The organism is Catenuloplanes indicus (assembly GCF_030813715.1).
Classification (GTDB): Bacteria; Actinomycetota; Actinomycetes; order Mycobacteriales; family Micromonosporaceae; genus Catenuloplanes; species Catenuloplanes indicus.
In genome coordinates, this window is sequence record NZ_JAUSUZ010000001.1 from 2723371 (window position 1) to 2740677 (window position 17307).

Genomic DNA, 17307 nt, shown 5'->3' on the forward strand with positions numbered 1-17307 from the left:
TCCCGCGGGCTCCAGTCCCGCCGTGGTCCGGAGAACCCCGGGTCAGCGCGTCTGCTCGAGCCAGCTCGCGTACAGCCGGCCGTACACCGAATCGGGGTCGGAGACCAGCTCGTCGTGTGGGCCGCGTTGCACGATCCGGCCCGCGTCGAAGACCAGCACCTCGTCCGCGGCCTGCGCGGTGGACAGCCGGTGCGCGATCGCGATCGTGGTCCGGCCGCGGGTCACCGTGTCCAGCGCGGCCTGCAACCGGACCTCGGTGGCCGGGTCGACCGCGGACGTCGCCTCGTCCAGCACCAGCAGGTCCGGGTCCGCGACGTACGCCCGGGCCAGCGCCACCAGCTGCCGCTCCCCCACGCTCAGCGCCTCGCCGCGCTCGCCCACCCGGGTCTCGATCCCGGCCGGCAGCGAGCCGAGCCAGTCCGCCAGCCCCAGCTCCGCGAACGCGGCCACCAGTTCGGCGTCGGTCAGCCCTGGCCGGGCGAACCGCACGTTCTCCGCGATCGTGGCGTCGAACAGGAACCCGTCCTGCGGCACCATCACCACCCGGGACCGCAGCGAGTCGAAGCGGACCGTGGTCAGCGGCGTGCCGGACAGCAGCACCCGCCCCGCGGTCGGGTCCATCAGCCGGGTGAGCAGCTTCGCGAACGTGGTCTTGCCGCTCCCGGTCTCGCCGACCACCGCCACCTTGGTCTTCGCCACGATCTCCACGCGCACGTCGGTGAGCACCCGCGGCCCGTCCGGGTAGTGGAAGTTGACCGCGTCGAAGCCCACGTCCAGCGGCCCGGCCGGCAGTTCGACGCCGTGCTCGCCCGGGTCGGCCACGTCCGGCGCGATGTCCAGCACGTCCAGCACGCGGCGCCAGCCCGCGATCGCGTTCTGTGCCTCGTTGAGCATCTCGGTCGCCATCTGCACCGGCTGGATGAACAGCGTGACCAGGAACAGATATGCGGTGAGCTGCCCGATCGTCACGTCGCCGCCGACGCCGAGCGCCACGCCCGCGCACACCACACCGGCCAGCGCCAGCCCGGTCGCGACCTCGCCGGTGGAGAAGCTGGTGACGCTGGTCCGCATCGCGTACTGCTGGCGGGTCCGCACGTCGCCGATCGCCCTGTCCAGCCGGGCCTCGGTACGCCCGGAGATGCCGTACGCCCGGATCACCGCGGCGCCGACCACGCTCTCCGACACCACCGCCAGCATCGCGGCCATCCGCGCGCGGACCTCGCCGTACGCGACCGCGAGCCGCTTCTGGTAGGCCCGGATCACGATCGCGGCCGGCACGAACGCGGCGAACACCACGAGCGTGAGCTGCCACGAGTAGACCGTCATCACCACGGTGGTGACCAGCAGCTGGCCGCCGCTGACGATCAGCTGCACGCCGCCCATCTGCAGGAACGTGGTGATCTGGTCGACGTCGCTGGTCACCCGGGAGACCAGCGACCCACGCCGCTCGGACTGCTGGTGCAGCATGGACAGGTCGTGCACGTGCCGGAACGTGCGCACCCGCAGCCCGGCCAGCGCGGTCTCGCTGACCGTGAACAGCCGGCGCATCATCCAGTAACCGCTGGCCGTGGTCACCACCAGCACCGCGAGCGTGGTGCCCGCGATGATCGCGACGGTGCCGACGTGCGGGCCGCCGGGCGCGGTGATGCCCCGGTCGATGCCCTGCTGGATCGCGATCGGCGCGGCGACCCGGCCGATCATCGACACCAGCGCGAGCGCGAGCGTGCCGGCCAGCCCGCCACGCAGCTCCGGGGACAGCGCCAGCCCGCGTTTGAACGTCGCGAACGCGCCCACCTTGTCAGTCATCGAGCGCTTCCGCCTTCTCGTACGCGGTGACCAGGTCCTTGTAGCCGGGCACGGTGGCCAGCAGTTCGGTGTGCGTGCCGCGCGCCAGGATCCGGCCGCTCTCCAGGTAGACGACCTCGTCGGCGAGCGCGATCGTGGCCCGCCGGTACGCGACGACCAGGATGCTCGCGCCCTCACCCGCGGCGGAGCGCAGCGCGCCCAGGATGGCCGCCTCCACCCGCGGGTCGACCGCGCTGGTGGCGTCGTCCAGGATCAGCAGCCGGGGATAGCCGGCCAGCGCGCGGGCCAGCGTGAGCCGCTGCCGTTGCCCGCCGGACAGCGACGTGCCGCGCTCGCCGACCTCGGTGTCCAGCGAGGCCGGCAGCCCGGCGACGAACGAGTCGATCTGGGCCAGCCGCAGCGCGGCCCACACCTCCGCGTCGTCCGCGGCCGGCCGGTCCAGCGCGATGTTCGCCCGGATCGTGTCGTCGAACACGAACGGCAGCTGCGGGACCAGCGCGATGTTGGCGGCCAGCGCCTCCGCGGTGAGCGTGCGCAGGTCGGCGCCGTCCAGCCGGACCGTGCCGGCGTCCGGGTCGACGAGCCGGACGGCCAGCGACGCGATCGTGGACTTGCCGGACCCGGTCGGCCCGACCAGCGCGACCGTCTTGCCCGCGGGGACGCTCAGCGTCACGTCGCGCAGCACCGGCTCGCCGTCGGCGTAGGAGAACCCGACGTTCTCGAAGTCCAGCCTGGCCGGGGTCGCACTGTTGACATCATCGTTCCCGTACCGGGTGGAGCCCTCGGCCGCGAGCACCGCGTGCACCCGGTCGTACCCGGCGACTCCGCGCGGCATGTCGCCGACCAGCCACGCGATCGCGCGCAGCGGGAACGCCAGCACGGTGAACAGGAACGCGACGCTGACCAGCTGGGACACGGTGATCGCGCCGGTGCTCAGCCGCCACGTGCCGAGCAGCAGCACCGCGACCGTGCCCACGCTCGGCAGCGCGTCCATCACCGGATCGAAGAGCCCGCGCAGCCGGCCGACCCGGATCAGCCCGTCGCGCAGCTCGCCGACCTTCGCGGCGAAGCGCGCGGTCTCCGCGGCCTCCTTGCCCATGGTCTTGATGACCAGTGCGCCGTCGAAGCTCTCGTGCGCGATCTCGGCGACGCCGGCCCGCAGTCGCTGGGCGCGCATCTGCAGCGGCGACATCCGCCGGGAGTAGAAGATGTTCAGCGCGAACAGTGACGGGACCAGCACCAGGCCGACCAGCCCGAGCACCCAGTCGGTCCAGAGCACGCTGCCCAGCGCGCCGACCAGCATCACCACCGTGCCGACCGCGAGCGGCAGCGGCGCGAACGGCTGGACCGCGGCCTCCACGTCGGAGGTGGCGGTGGACAGCAGCGAGCCGGCCGAGTTGCGCTGGTGCCAGGCCAGCGGCAGCTCCAGGTAGCGACGGGTGATCCGTTCCCGGTACCCGGCCTGGAGCCGGAACATCATGGCACCGGCCGCGAGCCGGCGGGCGAACATGGCGGCGACCCGCAGCCCGCTGATGCCGAGCAGCACGGCCGCGGCCAGCGCGAGCGCGCCGGTGTCGATCCGGTTCTCGGCGAACGCGGGCGTGACGACGCGGCCGACGATCTCGCCGACCACGTACGCGTTGCCGACCAGCAGCGCGCCGTGCAGCACGCTGCCGGCCACCGAGATCGAGAACAGTCTCGGCTGCGCCGCGATGCCCTGCCCGAGAATGCCCAGGCCGCGCCGCAGCACCTCACCGCCGGTCCTGGTCATGTCCGCCGTGCTGGTGACACTCACCCCGTATATCCCCCGCCCCGGCCGCACACCCGGCCGGTAAGTGTTACAACCGTTTCAATCCCTTACCAATGTTTACTCCTGCACTCCCTGTGCCCATTGACCGCCCCTCTGTAATGCGGTTCACAGGCACCCGGCTCTAGGATCGTCCACATGACGCGTCATTCGCTGACCGAACGAGCGGCGCTCGCCGATCTTCTGCTCGACGTCGGCCCGGACGCCCCCACGCTCTGCGAGGGCTGGACGGCCCGCGACCTGGCCGCCCACCTGGTGGTCCGGGACCGCGCACCGATCGCCTCACTCGGCAGCTTCCTCAAGCCCCTGCACGGGTACGGCGAACGCACCCGGCTGCGCACCGCGGCGCTCCCCTACCCGGAGCTGATCGCCCGGCTGCGCACAGCGCCCTGGTGGAGCCCGACGGGCAACGTGGTGGCCGACCCGGGCGCGAACACCGGCGAGTTCTTCATCCACCACGAGGACGTGCGGCGCGGCGTGCCGGGCTGGCAGCCCCGCACGCTGGACCCGGACCTGGACGCGAAGCTGTGGGGTAACGCCCGGCTCTTCGGCCGGCTGACGCTGCGGCGGTTCCCGGCCGCGCTGACCATGGTCGCGCCCGGCCACGGCGAGTTCACCGGCGGCGCGGGCGGCGAGCCGGTGCGGCTGATCGGCGCACCCGGCGAACTGGTGCTGTTCATCTCCGGCCGGCAGCGGGCCGCCCGGGTGCAGATCGACGGCCCGCCCGCGCTGGCCGGCCGGCTGCGTACCACCGGATTGAAGCTCTGAGGCCCGCGGCGCAGGTGCGCCGCGGGCCCGCCGAGCAGGACCGGGTCAGTTGACCACGTAGAGCAGGCGGTTCGGGGAGCCGGTGCCGGGGCTGGTCACCACGTTCGGCGTGGCGTTGTTGACCAGGTAGTCGCGCACCTGCGCCGGGGTGTAGGAGGTGTTCGCGGACAACACCAGCGCGGCCGCGCCGGCCACGTGCGGCGCCGCCATCGACGTACCGCTGATGGTGTTGGTGGCCGAGGTGCTGGTGTACCAGGCCGACGTGATCGACGAGCCCGGCGCGAAGATGTCCAGGCAGGTGCCGTAGTTGGAGTAGGACGCGCGGGCGTCCGTGCTCGTGGTGGCGCCGACCGTGATGGCGGCGGCGACCCGGGCCGGCGAGGAGTTGCATGCGTTCGCGTTGCTGTTGCCGGCCGCGAGGCTGAACGTGATGCCGGCCGAGATCGCCGAGTTGACCGCGTTGTCCAGCGTGGTGCTGGCGCCGCCGCCGAGGCTCATGTTCGCCACCGCGGGCTTGACCGCGTTGGTCCGCACCCAGTTGATGCCGTTGACCACGCCGGTGGTGGAGCCGCTGCCGGCGCAGTCCAGCACGCGCACCGCGACCAGCTGCACGCCCTTGGCCACGCCATAGGTCGAGCCGCCGATCGTGCCGGCGACGTGCGTGCCGTGGCCGTTGCAGTCGGTGGCGTTGCTGTCGTTGCTGACGAAGTCGTAGCCGCTGACCGCGCGCCCGCCGAACTGCGAGTGCGTGGTCAGGATGCCGGTGTCCAGGACGTACGCGCGCACGTTGCCGGCCGTGTTCGGGTAGGTGTACGTGGTCGACAGCGGCCGCGCGCGCTGGTCGATCCGGTCGATGCCCCAGGTGGCGTTGGTCTGCGTGGCGTCGATCGAGAGCCGCTGGTCCTGCTCGACGTAGGCGACCGCCGGGTTCGCCGCGAGCCGCTGCGCCTCGACCGCGGACATGCCGGCGTGGAAGCCGCTGACCGCACCGGACCAGGTCTGCCTGACGTCCGCGCCGTACGCCGCGGCCAGGCTCTTCGCGGTGCCGGGCACGCCGGCCCGGGCCTTCGCGGTGCCGGGCGCGCCGGCCGCGGCGTCCTTGAACACCACCAGGTAGCTGCCGTCGATCGCGGCTTCGGCACCGGCGTACCGGACCTCGCCCTTCGGGGCCGCGCTGGCCGGGCTGCCCGCGGTCAGCGAGACGGCCGCGACCGCGGCGAACAGACCCAGAGCCGCGAGGGTACGGCCGGGGGTGCGGGGGGTCGTCATGTAGTCCTCCCAGAGATCCGCACCGATCGGTGATCGGAGTCGGTGCGCAGATCGTAGGGAGCGAATCGGGCACTCCTCCCATCTCGCTCCGGTCATATCGTTTGAACTGGGAGTTACCTCGGAGGGTGTCGATGCAGCTCGGCCGTCGCCCCGCACACGGCTTCCAAGCTGTGGCGATTCGGGTCTCGACGAAACAGCGCCTCGGCAATACCCTTCGGTAACACAGAATTTACGAGACGCCGGTCACATTCGTATACCCACCTGAGGCGGCCCATATGACCCTTGACATTCCTTACCGGTCAATTGCGGACATGTTGCTCCAGCGGGTGGCGAAGACGCCCGACCGGCACGCGTTCGCGTACCCGAGCCCGGACGACTCCGGCCCGGTCTGGCTGAACTGGGCCCAGGTCGGCGAGCGCGCCTCCGCGATCGCGGCCGGCGTGCGGGAGCTCGGCGTCGGCGGCGAGGACCGGGTCGCGATCCTCTCCACCACGCGCCTGGAGTGGGTGCTCGCCGACCTCGGCGTGATGCTCGCCGGCGGCGCCACCACCACGGTCTACCCCACCACCGAGCCGGCCGACGCCACGTTCATCATCGGCGACTCCGGCTCCAAGGTGCTGATCGCGGAGAACCCGGACCAGGCCGACAAGATCGTCGGTGCCGACCTGCCCGCGCTCACCCACGTCGTGCTGATCGACGGCAAGCCCGACCCGGACGCGGCCGTCCCGCAGCTCACGCTCGCCGACCTGGAGGCGAACGGCCGGGCCCTGCTGGCCGCGGACCCGTCGCTGATCGAGCGGGTGGTGGCGGACATCGCGCCGGAGCACCTGGCCACGCTGATCTACACGTCCGGCACCACCGGCCGGCCGAAGGGCGTGGAGCTGCTGCACCGCGGCTGGACCTGGGAGGGGGTGGCACAGGGTCAGCTCGGCCTGCTGCTCGAGACCGACCTGCAGTACCTCTGGCTGCCGCTGTCCCACTCGTTCGGCAAGTCGCTGATCTGCGGCATCATCCACGTCGGCGTACCCACCTACGTGGACGGGCGGGTGGACAAGCTGATCGACATGCTCGCGGTGATCCGCCCGACGCTGATGTGCTCCGCGCCGCGCGTCTACGAGAAGGTCTACAACAAGGCGGTCACCAACGGCACCGGCGCCGGCGGCCTGAAGGCGAAGATCTTCACCTGGGCCGTGTCGGTCGGCAAGGAGAAGGTGGCGCACGAGCAGACCGGCATGCCGGTGCCGGCCGCGCTGCGCGCCAAGTACGCGGTCGCGGAACGGCTGGTCTTCAGCAAGCTCCAGGCCCGGCTCGGCGGCCGCATGCGCGCGCTGGTCTCCGGCTCCGCCGCGCTCAGCCCGCAGATCGCCGAGTTCTTCGCGGCCGCGAACTTGCCGATCCTGGAGGGCTACGGCCTGACCGAGTCCAGCGCCGCGAACTTCGTCAACCGGCCGGACAAGGTCAAGATCGGCACGGTCGGCAAGGCGCTCGGCGACCTGGAGTGCCGCATCGACGCCGACGGCGAGGTGCTGCTGCGCGGCCAGCCGGTGATGCGCGGTTACCACAACCTGCCGGAGGAGACCGCCGCCGCGTTCACCGACGACGGCTTCTTCCGTACCGGCGACATCGGCGAACTGGACAGCGACGGCTTCCTGAAGATCACCGACCGCAAGAAGGACCTGGTCAAGACGTCCGGCGGCAAGTACGTCGCGCCGTCCCACATCGAGGGCCTGTTCAAGGCGATCTGCCCGTACACGTCCCAGGTCGTGGTCATCGGCCAGTCCCGCAACTTCTGCACCATGCTGATCGCGCTCGACCCCGACGCGCTCACCGCCTGGGCCGCCGGCGGCCCGCACGCCGGCAAGCCGTACGCCGACATCGCCGCCTCCCCCGAGGTCAAGGCCATGGTCGACGACTACGTCCGGCAGCTGAACGACCAGCTCAACCGCTGGGAGACGATCAAGAAGTACACCATCCTGCACCGCGACCTGACCATCGAGGACGGCGAGATGACCCCGTCCCTGAAGATCAAGCGCCGCGTCGTCGAGGCCAACTTCTCCGACGAGATCGAAACAATGTACGAGGGCTCCCTGGCCCACCTCTGACGGCCTTTCCGGGGGCCGGCCCACGGCCCGCCCCCGGACTCCCCAGCCCACCCCTCACGCCGGCACCCGCCCACCCGGCTTCCGCGCCCGGTCACCAACACACAGGCCGGCACCAGCGGCCGGCCACGTCTGCGACCGCGCCCATCGTCACCCACCCGGATGACCGGCCCACCGGCGAGCCAGCGGACTCTCTCGACCTCACCGCCCCGCGTGGCCTACCGCGATCGGGCGCTGCGCGCCCGATATTTCGGCATATGACCGCTGAGGTGCAATCGCTCGCGACCACTGACCTCGAAGGCGCGGAGCGGGCGGCGATGGCGGCCGCGCGGGCCGACGTGCGGGAATCCCGGGACCGGTGAATCAGCGACTGTCATCGAGCAGACGGCGGGACCGACCGCCGGCGACGCCGGCCAGGCACCCCCGGGCGACACTGCCGGCCAGAGCCGCTGATCGCTTGACCTATCGGCCGGACCGGAACCGCGACAGCGGCGGCCAGCCGAGGACCGGTGAACTTCCGGCGACCGGAGGAACTGCCTACGACCGGGTGACCGGCGGGCCGGACCAGACGGCGGGCCGGCGCCCAGCGGGGACGGGGCGGCCGGAGGGGCCGGGGTCGGTCAGCCGGGAAGCGGGTGGAATCGGGCTTCGGGCCGGTCGTCGTCGGGAGGGGTGGCTGGGTGTGGGGTCTGTAAGCCCGCGATGACGGTGTCGATGAGGAAGTGGAAGCTGCGGTCGATGTCGCCCGGGAGGCCGAAGCCGCCGGCGGCCTCGAGGGCGGTGAAGCCGTGCAGGGCGGAGCGGAACGCGCGCGCTGCGTCGACCGCGTGGGTGCCGTGCAGGTCGAAGCCGGCCAGGACGTCGTAGAGGAGTTGCAGGAGGTCGTTGGTGACGCGGACGTGTTCCTCGTCGCCGGGGGCGGGGACGCGGTCGCCGGCGGCGTACCGGCCGGGGTGGTCGAGGGCCCAGCGGCGCCAGGCGTCGGCGAGCGCGCGGCCCGCGTCGGCGCCGGAGCGGCCGGCGGTCGCGCGGGCCAGTGCCTGCGTGAGGTCGGCCTTGGCCTGCACGGAGATGCCGCGGTGCAGCGACTCCAGGTTCTCGACGTGCTTGTAGAGCGAGGGGGTACGGACGCCGAGCCGCTCGGCCAGCAGACCCATGGTGAGGCCGGCCAGGCCGACCTCGTCGGCGAGGGCGGCGCCGGCCGCGATGACCGTGGCGCGGTCCAGGCCGGCCCTAGGCACGGGCGGCGCTCAGGAACGACAGCATCGTGGTGACCACCTCTGCGGGGTACTGGACATGCGGGTAGTGGCCCGCGCCCTCGATCATCTCAAGCCGGCCGAGACCGGCGGGGAGCGCGGCCACGATCGCCTCCCCCTCGGCGCGCGGCGACGCCCAGTCGGGGTCGAGCGTGCCCTGGACGATCAGCACCGGGCAGCGGACGCTGGCCAGCTGGGCGCCGGCGTCCGCAGGCATGGTCCGGCCCATCTTCTGCAGCGCCGTCATCCGGCCGGGCTCGCACAGCATGGCCTCGATCTCGGTCAGGCGCGCGTCCCAGTCGGCCGGGCGGCGGCCCGGGTAGGCGATCTCCAGGTACTTCCGCCACTGCCCGACGCTGCCGAGCAGGGCGGTGCCGAGCAGCGCGGTCATGCCGCGGCGGACGCGGGACACGCCCAGGTCGCGGAGCGCGATCGACTGCGGGCGGGTGAACGGCGTCAGCTCCACCACGGCGGTGACCAGCGATGGGGCGGTGGCGGCCGCGATCGTGGCGGCGCCGCCGGAGATCGAGTGGCCGACCAGCACGGCCGGGCCGCCCAGGTGGGTCATCAGCGCGATCAGGTCACCGGCGATGTCGGTGCGCGAGTAGGACGGCCACTGCGCGCTGGACTCGCCGCTGCCGCGCAAGTCGACGGCGGCGACCCGGTAACCGGCGTCGACCAGGGCCGGCGTGAGAAAACGGTACGCCGCGCGGCTGTCACCCATGCCGTGCGCCAGCACGATCAGCGGGCCGGCCGTGCCGCTCACCTCGTAGGCCAGCGTGCCGCCGTCGACGGTCAGGAATTCGGTCATCTCGACCTCCGGATGGAAAGCTAGCTAATCACTTTAGCTATAAGTTAACGCGATTAGCCGGCCGCGTCCAGCGTCGATCGGCCGGGGTCACGAAAGCCCCAAAATGGACAGTGCGAGCGGGTTTTGTGGTGACCCACGGCGGGTCAGACAGGGAGGAGCGCCAGCGACGACCGGTGCCCGCGGGAGCGTGCGGACAGCGACCACGCCGGAAGCGGGAACATCGGCTGTGGCAAGCGGCTTCGCCGCGGGTTCCAGAACGGAAAGGTCAGCGGCCGCGGGCGGAGAACTCGCGGACCGCGATCGCGTAGTCGCGCGGCTCGAGCGTCCAGGCGTCCGCGGCGCCGGGCGCGCTGTTGCGGTTGAGCTGGGCCTGGAGCGTGTCGACGGCGGCGGAGAGGCCGCTGAACGGCCGCGTCCGCCAGAGATGTTCCCCCGCGGGCGCCACCTGGAAGAGGTCGTCCTCGATCAGGACCAGGCCGGCGCCGGAGAGCCGCTGCAACGCGGTCTCGACCTCGGCGCGCTGCGGGAGGCTGCGGTGCAGGAAGTCGGCGGCGGACAGGACGTCGGCGAGCGTAGCACCGGCCGCGGGCAGGCCGATGGCCGAGGCGCGGTCACGTTCGGTGCGGTCGGCGATGACCACCGCAACGAAGATCCACGCGTCGGTCCAGCTCCAGCCAACGTCCCCCATGACGACATGATGCCTTGATCAACCGAGACTCGTGAAGGAAGTGTGACTCGGCGATCATCCACATGACGATCCCTTGACGAACCGGTGAAGCGCTTCCGGCTGCCTGACCACTCAGGCAGCCGGAAGCGGCATCGAGACGACTGGATCATTCCGAATTGATCACTGCACGGCGGGCGTGTCCCGCACCATCAGCCGCGGCAGGAACCACTGGGTGAGCGGGCCGATCGCGAGCGCGTAGGCGACCGTGCCGAGACCGACCGCGCCGCCGAGCAGCCAGCCGAGCGCGAGGACCGTCACTTCCACCACGGTACGGACGAGCCGGATCGAGCGGTGCGGGTGGCGTGCCACGTAGCCGGTCATCAGGCCGTCGCGCGGGCCGGGGCCGAGCCGCGCGCCGATGTAGAGGCCGGTGGCGAACGCGTTCAGCACGATGCCGCCGCCGAGGAACGCGATCCGCGCCCAGAGCGGCGCCGGCGTGGGCAGCAGCGCCAGCGCGAGGTCGACGACCAGGCCGATCACGATCACGTTGCTGACCGTGCCGATGCCCGGGCGCTGCCGCAGCGGGATCCAGAGCAGCAGCACGATCACGCCGACCACGATCGTGACGGTCCCGAACGACAGACCGGTGCGCAGCGCCAGGCCCTGGTGGAACACGTCCCACGGGTCCAGTCCGAGGTGGGACTCGATCATCAGGGCCATGCTCACGCCGTACGCGATCAGGCCGGCCTGGAGCTGGGTGAAACGGCGGCCGAATCGGTCACGGAGCGCGAGGGACGTGCCGAGCGAGTTGCTCACGGTGGTCATGAGTGCCACTCTGGTGGCCAATACGTCGCGATCAAAGGTCCAATTTCCCGGAGGTGGCTCATGTCGGTGGTGATCCGGGGAAGCCAATTGGCCCGAATGCTCGGCCAATGGCACCCGTTGCCCGGCACCCGGCGCAGCCCGGAGTACGCCGCGCTGGCCCAGGCCGTCCGCGGCCTGCTCTCCGACGGGCGGCTCGCGCTCGGTGTCCGGCTGCCGGCCGAGCGCGAGCTGGCCGAGGCGCTGTCGATCAGCCGCACCACGGTCACCGCGGCCTACCGCGAGCTGCGCGAGACCGGCCATCTGGCCAGCCGCCGCGGCGCCGGCAGCTGGACCACGCTGCCGTCCGGTCACCGGGTCAGCACCACCGGCCTGTGGACACCGACCGACACCATGGGCATGATCGACCTCGGCTGCGCCGCGCTGCCGCCGCCACCGCAACTGGTCCCGGCCGCGCGGGCCGCCGCCGAGGCGCTGCCGTGCTACCTGGGCGACGCCGGCTACCACCCGACCGGCATCATCGAGCTGCGCGAGGCCGTCGCGGAGCGCTTCCGGGCCCGCGGGCTACCCACCAGCCCGGAACAAATCATGATCACCAGCGGTACGCAGCAGGCGCTGGACCTCGTGCTCCGGCACCACCTCGCGGTCGGTGCCGGCGTGCTGGTGGAGTCGCCCACCTACCCGAACGCGCTGGCCGCGCTGGCCGCCCGCCGCGCCCGGATCGGCACGCACGGCCTCGACCCCGCCGCCGGCTGGGACTCCGAGCTGCTGTTCAGCACGCTCCGGCAAACCCGGCCCAAGCTCGCCTACCTGATTCCCGAGTTCCAGAACCCGACCGGCCGGCTGATGCCCCTGGAGCTGCGTGAACGCCTCGCCTCCGTGGCACACGCGACCGGCACGGACGTGGTCTCGGACGAGTCCTTCGTGGAACTCCCGCTGGACGGCACGCCGATGCCGCCGCCGGTCGCCGCGTTCGACCGGCACTCCCGGGTGCTGACCATCGGCGGGATGAGCAAGCCGTACTGGGGCGGCCTGCGGATCGGCTGGGTGCGCGCCTCCGCCCCGGTGGTCCAGCGGCTGGCCGCGGCCCGGGTGGGCGTGGACATGGGCAGTCCGGTGATCGACCAGCTGGTCGCGGTGCAGTTGCTCCGGCAGAGCGACGAGATCGTCGGCGCCCGCCGCCGCCAGCTCGCGGAGCAGCGTGACGCGCTGGTCGCCGCGGTCCGCGCGACGTTCCCGGAGTGGCGCGTGGTGGTGCCGTCCGGCGGGGTGTCACTGTGGGCGGAGCTGGACGGGCCGGTGTCGAGCGCGCTGTCGCACGCGGCCGAGGACGTCGGCGTGCGGCTGGCCCCGGGGCCCCGGTTCGGGCTGGACGGGACGCTGGAGCGGTATCTGCGGCTGCCGTTCGCGCTGCCGGCCGAGGACCTGGTCGAGGCGGTCCGCCGGATAGCGGAGATCCGCTACGACCTGGACCGCATCCGCACCGGGTCCCGCTGGCGCACACCGGAGGTCATCACCTGACCGACCGTGTCGCTGGTTCCCCCGGACGGTCCTCATTGGGCACCATGAGCGGATGGACGTTTCCGGGTCGCAGGGGTTCCAGATCGGCTCGGGCAACAACCAGACCAACAACCACTATTACGGCACCGGCGGCCCACCGCACTCCGCCTACCTCGACCTGGTCAGGCACATCGCGCCGCGGCAACTGCTGAACCGGGACGCCGAGCTCGCGCAGATGGCGAGCTTCTGCCTCGATCCGGAGCGTGAGCCGTACCTGTGGTGGCGTGCTCGCGCCTGGTCGGGCAAGACCGCTCTCCTCGCCTGGTTCGTGCTGCACCCGCCACCCGGTGTGCAAGTGGTCTCGTTCTTCATCGCGGGCCGGGTGGCGCACCAAGCGACCCAGGCGGCCTTCGCCCAGCTGGTCCTGGAACAGCTGGCCGCGCTGCTCAACCAACCGCTGCCGGCCGGACTGACCCCGGTCAACCGGCCGGGCCTGCTCATGCGCATGCTCGCCGACGCCGCCGCGCACTGCCGCGGGCGCAACGAGCGACTGGTGCTCGTGGTCGACGGGCTGGACGAGGATCTGGGCAACGATGCCGCGGGCGAGCCGACCATCGCCGATCTGCTGCCCGCGACGCCGGCCGACGGGCTGCGGATTATCGTCTCCAGTCGCCCCAATCCCCCGGTCGACCAGCTCGTCTCCCGTCGTCACCCGCTGAACTCCCCCGGCGTGGTGCGGGAGCTCGCCCAGTCACCGCACGCGGAGGACATCGAACGGGTCGCGGTACGAGAACTGAACCGGATCGCGTGCGGCGAGCCGCCCGGAGCCGGGATCCTGAGCCTGATAACGGCCGCGCTGGGCGGGCTGGACCCGGACGACCTGGCCGACCTGGCCCAGGTCTCCCGCGCCGAGATCACCACGTTCCTCGACAGCGTGCGCGGACGCACCTTCCTGAGCCGGCCGAGCGTCTGGTTCGCCGGGACCCGTCCCGGCTCCTACGTGCTCGGTCACCAGGAGTTGCAGCGCATGGCGGAGAGACAGCTTCGCGACCGGTTGCCGGGCGACCGCCGCCGGTTGCACGACTGGTTCGACCGCTACCAGGCCCTGGGCTGGCCGGCGGAGACGCCCGAATACCTGCTGCGCGGCTACTTCCAGATGACCAGAGCCGTCGGCGATCACGCGCGGATGCTCGCGTGCGCGATCGATCCGGTGCGCCACGACCGGATGGACAGCGTCAGCGGCGGCGACACGGCCGCGCTGGGCGAGATCGCGGCGGCGCAGGCAGTGCTGCTCGGCCGGCCGGTGCCCGACCTGGCCGCGCTGGTCCGGCTGTCCATCGCCCGCGAGCGCCTGACCAGCCGGAACACCGGCACCCCGACAAAGCTACCGGTGGCCTGGGCGAAAGCCGGGGAGCTGGGTCGGGCGGAGTCGCTCGCCTACGCGATCACCGACGTGGAGGATCGCGCGCAGGCACTGGCTGAACTGGCGGCGCATGCGGAGTCGGTCGGCGACCGGATCCGTGCGGCGCGCATGGGCGGCGAGGCGATCCGGCTGGCAGCCGTACTACCGGCGGGCCGGCTTGCGACGCTGGCCGTGCAAGCGGACACGGCCGGGCTTCTCGACTATGCCGACGCTCTGACCCGGGCCATCGGCAGCGCGCGAGAACGCATTGAGGTCCTGGAAAGGCTGGCACTCAACGGCGCCGAACGGAGCGACGTCAATCGGCACCGCACGCTGATCCTCCAGGCGGTAGCGGCCACCGAGGACGTTGCGCAGGTGCACCCGCGCAGCACCCTGACGCGCAGGCTGGTCCTGGCGGCCGGTCTCGGCTCGAATGACTCTCTGGCAGCGGATGTCAGCCAGCGGATCACCGACCCGGCCGCTCGCGCCGAAGTTCTCGCCGAGCTGGCGGGCACCCTCCACCAAAGTGGGCACACGGACCGTGCCCTCGCCATCGCGTCGGCGCTGGAGCCGGGCTCGCACCAGTCCGATCTCCTGTCCACCATCGCCGAGACCATGGATGAATCCGGTAAGCACGACGACGCGATCAGGACAGCAGAGATGATCGTTGATCCGGAAGGACGGGAGGGTGCCATCGCCAACCTAGCCGAACTGGCTCTCAAGCACGGGGATCGGGTACGCGCGATCGATCTCATCGCCAGGGTCGTCGATCCGGAGCGGCAGGAGCGTGCCGTCCGCCGGATGATGTCTAAGGCCATCAAGCGCCGCACCTTCAACTACGCGCGAAAGTTGGCCCTCGCCGTCTCCGACGCCGACCGTCGCGACGACGCCCTGGCGAGGCTGGTCGAGGAGATGGAGGAACACGGTTGGGTAGAGGAAGCGCTACAGATCGCGTTGACGATCCCCGGTCCGAAAGCTCAGGCCCGCGCGCTTGAGCATCTGATCGACGCCATGCAGCGGGACGGCCACGATGTTGAGGCCGTCGAGCTGGCCGATCGGATCCGCGATGTGAACCTCCGCGCCGACCAGTTGACCAATCTCGCTACGTCGATCGGGTCCCGTGGTGACTACGAACGTGCGCTCGAGATCGTGAACCGGGTCCGCAGCGACGACCATTCGACGCATGCCCTGTCGCAGCTCGCCAGAATCGCGGCAGCCGCACGGGACCATGACCAGGCGATCAGATTCACCGGCGCCATCATAGATGAGGCAACCAGGTCCGAGGCCCTGGCCCGGCTGGTGAGTGCAGAGATCATCCGCCACGACCAAGATCAGGCTCTGGTCTACGCCACGATGATCGACGACGAGTACACCCGCACCGGCGCAATCATCGAGGTGGTCACCGCGCTGGTCCAAGCGGGCGAGTTGGCTCGGGCCGCCACGCTGGCGGGCGGCCTTCCGGCGGGACTGTCGAAGGCGAATGCCTTGGCCATGATCGCAGCGGACCCGGCCGTCGATCCGGAGCTCCGCACAGTCCTTGCCCAAGAGTCCGAAGAATTGGCACGGCTGACGGCACTGCCTTATGCGAACCGCACCGTATTGGCGGCCATGGCGTCGGTGGCGGCGTCACGCGGTGAACGAGAGCGGGCAGCCAGCCTTGTCGCACAGGCCCGGGAGACTCTTGAGCTGGTGGCGGACGTGACAGAACGGGTGGAGACGTTGGAACGGCTCGCTCGTGCCGCCCGCGAGATCCACGACGCGCAACTGGCCGCTGCACTGGTGGCCGAAGCGGAAACCACCGCCCGGAACGCCACAACGCCGGCGGAGCGCCGCGACGCCCTCGTCCATCTCGCCCTCACCGCGTGGGCCGACGGCGAGTGGGAGCGTGCCGGGAAGCTGGTCCAGGCCGTTGATCGGGACTGGCGGGACTTCGCGCTCGATCGGCTGTTCGAGCTGGTTCTGGGCGCGCAGAACGAGGAACGCGCGACCGAGATCGCCAGGTCCATGTCCGATCCGTTTCGACGTGCCGCTGCTTTGAGCCTTCTGGCGAAGACCTCGGTCGACCGCGGCGATGTCGACCATGCCAGAAAGCTGCTGTTCGAGATCGACGCCGAGCGGCGTGACCGCGAGGTCACCGACCTAGCAGAGGCCGTCCTCGATGCCGGCGACGAGGCATCCGCGGCCGCACTGACCAGCCTGATCGAGGACGGGGAGGACCGGGATCGGGCGCTGGACCTGCTCGTCGAACGGGCGATCCGTATTGGTGACTACCGGCGTGCCGACCTGCGTGCGCGAGACATGACCCTCGGCTGGACACGGTCGTCCGCCCGTACGAAGATCGTCAAGGCCGCGATCCGGGCCGTACAGCCCGACATCGCAGCCGAGATCGTCCTCGACCTCTCGCCCGCTGAACGGGAGTTCGAGTTGGACGAGATCGCGGAGCTCGCCGTAGATCATCATCAGACCGCGCTCGCCCAGGCATGCATCGACATGGGCGACTCGAACTACTGGACCACAGCACTGCTCATCAGGCTGAGTCGCGAGGCGGTCGAGGCCGGTGACATCAGGGGGGCGGTCGGCTTCGCGGCGCAGATCACCGACTGGCGGCAGTCGGACGCGCTGAAGGAGGCCGCCGACGCTGCCGTCCACGCCGGCCAGTTCGCGATCGCGATCGAGGCAGCCGAGGCCGTCGACGACGAGTCCGACCGGAACGCCCTGACGCTCAGGCTCGTGCAGGCCGCCGTTGGAGCGGGCCGGGCCGACGAGGTCACCACGTCGGCCGGCTCCCTCTCTGACCCGGAGGAACAGGCTGTGGCCGTCATGCACCTGGTCCGCGCGCTGTCCGAGGCCGGTGAACCGGCCCGCGCGACCGACATGGTCGCGCAGATCCTGGACCCGGCGGAGCAGGCGAAGGCCTACGCATTCCTGGCCGAGAACGCCGGGGATCGCGCCGAGGCGGACCGGCTGCTCGCGCGAGCGCTGGCCGTCGCTCCCTGGACGCTCTGCCTCGACACGCTGACCAGGCTGCGCCCGGACGTGCTGCTGGACGTCTCGGACGACTACCTGGCGTTCGGCAAAGGCTGAGGGCGGCGCTCCCCAC

General features: G+C 71.4%; 11 protein-coding genes. 4 read left to right on the forward strand and 7 right to left on the reverse strand.

The genetic code is table 11. The features are described from left to right. Positions 1-42: 42 nt before the first annotated feature. Together J2S42_RS12205 and J2S42_RS12210 are read right to left on the reverse strand one after the other, a co-directional pair. A complete protein-coding gene (locus J2S42_RS12205) occupies positions 43-1806 on the reverse strand; it encodes an ABC transporter ATP-binding protein (protein WP_307238640.1) in 1764 nt (587 codons plus the stop codon). Then, a complete protein-coding gene (locus J2S42_RS12210) occupies positions 1799-3577 on the reverse strand; it encodes an ABC transporter ATP-binding protein (RefSeq protein WP_307248716.1) in 1779 nt (592 codons plus the stop codon). The genes J2S42_RS12205 and J2S42_RS12210 overlap by 8 nt, the downstream gene beginning before the upstream one ends. Before the next feature lie 174 nt (positions 3578-3751). Between J2S42_RS12210 and J2S42_RS12215 the strand changes: the two genes are divergently transcribed. After that, positions 3752-4381, forward strand: coding sequence for a TIGR03085 family metal-binding protein (locus J2S42_RS12215; RefSeq protein WP_307238642.1), 630 nt, complete (start codon positions 3752-3754; stop codon positions 4379-4381). 45 nt (positions 4382-4426) lie between these two features. Here the strand turns inward: J2S42_RS12215 and J2S42_RS12220 are convergent, their stop codons facing one another. Next, a complete protein-coding gene (locus J2S42_RS12220) occupies positions 4427-5650 on the reverse strand; it encodes a S8 family peptidase (protein ID WP_307238643.1) in 1224 nt (407 codons plus the stop codon). A gap of 275 nt (positions 5651-5925) precedes the next feature. Between J2S42_RS12220 and J2S42_RS12225 the strand changes: the two genes are divergently transcribed. Next, positions 5926-7752, forward strand: coding sequence for an AMP-dependent synthetase/ligase (locus tag J2S42_RS12225; protein WP_307238645.1), 1827 nt, complete (start codon positions 5926-5928; stop codon positions 7750-7752). A gap of 617 nt (positions 7753-8369) precedes the next feature. Here J2S42_RS12225 and J2S42_RS12230 read toward each other — a convergent pair. The 4 genes from J2S42_RS12230 to yczE form a co-directional block, all read right to left on the reverse strand. Next, positions 8370-8990 (reverse strand): TetR/AcrR family transcriptional regulator, encoded by a 621-nt coding sequence (locus J2S42_RS12230; protein ID WP_307238647.1) that lies wholly within the window; start codon positions 8988-8990, stop codon positions 8370-8372. Beyond that, the gene (locus tag J2S42_RS12235) at positions 8983-9816 is read right to left on the reverse strand and encodes an alpha/beta fold hydrolase (protein ID WP_307238649.1); all 834 of its coding nucleotides are present in this window, start codon (positions 9814-9816) and stop codon (positions 8983-8985) included. The genes J2S42_RS12230 and J2S42_RS12235 overlap by 8 nt, the downstream gene beginning before the upstream one ends. 265 nt (positions 9817-10081) lie before the next feature. Then, entirely contained in the window at positions 10082-10504 is a 423-nt protein-coding gene (locus tag J2S42_RS12240) for a hypothetical protein (protein ID WP_307238651.1), read from the reverse strand. A gap of 159 nt (positions 10505-10663) precedes the next feature. Continuing rightward, positions 10664-11308: a membrane protein YczE gene (gene yczE / locus J2S42_RS12245; protein WP_307238654.1), complete on the reverse strand. Its 645-nt coding sequence runs from the start codon at positions 11306-11308 to the stop codon at positions 10664-10666. Between the two features lie 60 nt (positions 11309-11368). On the opposite strand from yczE, the gene yczR reads away from it, so the two are divergent. Together yczR and J2S42_RS12255 are read left to right on the forward strand one after the other, a co-directional pair. Then, entirely contained in the window at positions 11369-12826 is a 1458-nt protein-coding gene (gene yczR, locus J2S42_RS12250; protein ID WP_307238656.1) for a MocR-like transcription factor YczR, read from the forward strand. Positions 12827-12878: 52 nt separating this feature from the next. After that, positions 12879-17291 (forward strand): hypothetical protein, encoded by a 4413-nt coding sequence (locus J2S42_RS12255; protein WP_307238658.1) that lies wholly within the window; start codon positions 12879-12881, stop codon positions 17289-17291. Positions 17292-17307: the final 16 nt, after the last annotated feature.

Bases quoted from the DNA above. Each gene is read 5' to 3' on its own strand.
- J2S42_RS12205 (WP_307238640.1), bottom strand. From the start codon at position 1,806: ATGACTGACAAGGTGGGCGCGTTCGCGACGTTCAAACGCGGGCTGGCG.
- J2S42_RS12210 (WP_307248716.1), bottom strand. From the start codon at position 3,577: ATGACCAGGACCGGCGGTGAGGTGCTGCGGCGCGGCCTGGGCATTCTC.
- J2S42_RS12215 (WP_307238642.1), top strand. From the start codon at position 3,752: ATGACGCGTCATTCGCTGACCGAACGAGCGGCGCTCGCCGATCTTCTG.
- J2S42_RS12225 (WP_307238645.1), top strand. From the start codon at position 5,926: ATGACCCTTGACATTCCTTACCGGTCAATTGCGGACATGTTGCTCCAG.
- yczR (WP_307238656.1), top strand. From the start codon at position 11,369: ATGTCGGTGGTGATCCGGGGAAGCCAATTGGCCCGAATGCTCGGCCAA.
- J2S42_RS12220 (WP_307238643.1), bottom strand. From the start codon at position 5,650: ATGACGACCCCCCGCACCCCCGGCCGTACCCTCGCGGCTCTGGGTCTG.
- J2S42_RS12255 (WP_307238658.1), top strand. From the start codon at position 12,879: ATGGACGTTTCCGGGTCGCAGGGGTTCCAGATCGGCTCGGGCAACAAC.
- J2S42_RS12240 (WP_307238651.1), bottom strand. From the start codon at position 10,504: ATGGGGGACGTTGGCTGGAGCTGGACCGACGCGTGGATCTTCGTTGCG.
- yczE (WP_307238654.1), bottom strand. From the start codon at position 11,308: ATGACCACCGTGAGCAACTCGCTCGGCACGTCCCTCGCGCTCCGTGAC.
- J2S42_RS12235 (WP_307238649.1), bottom strand. From the start codon at position 9,816: ATGACCGAATTCCTGACCGTCGACGGCGGCACGCTGGCCTACGAGGTG.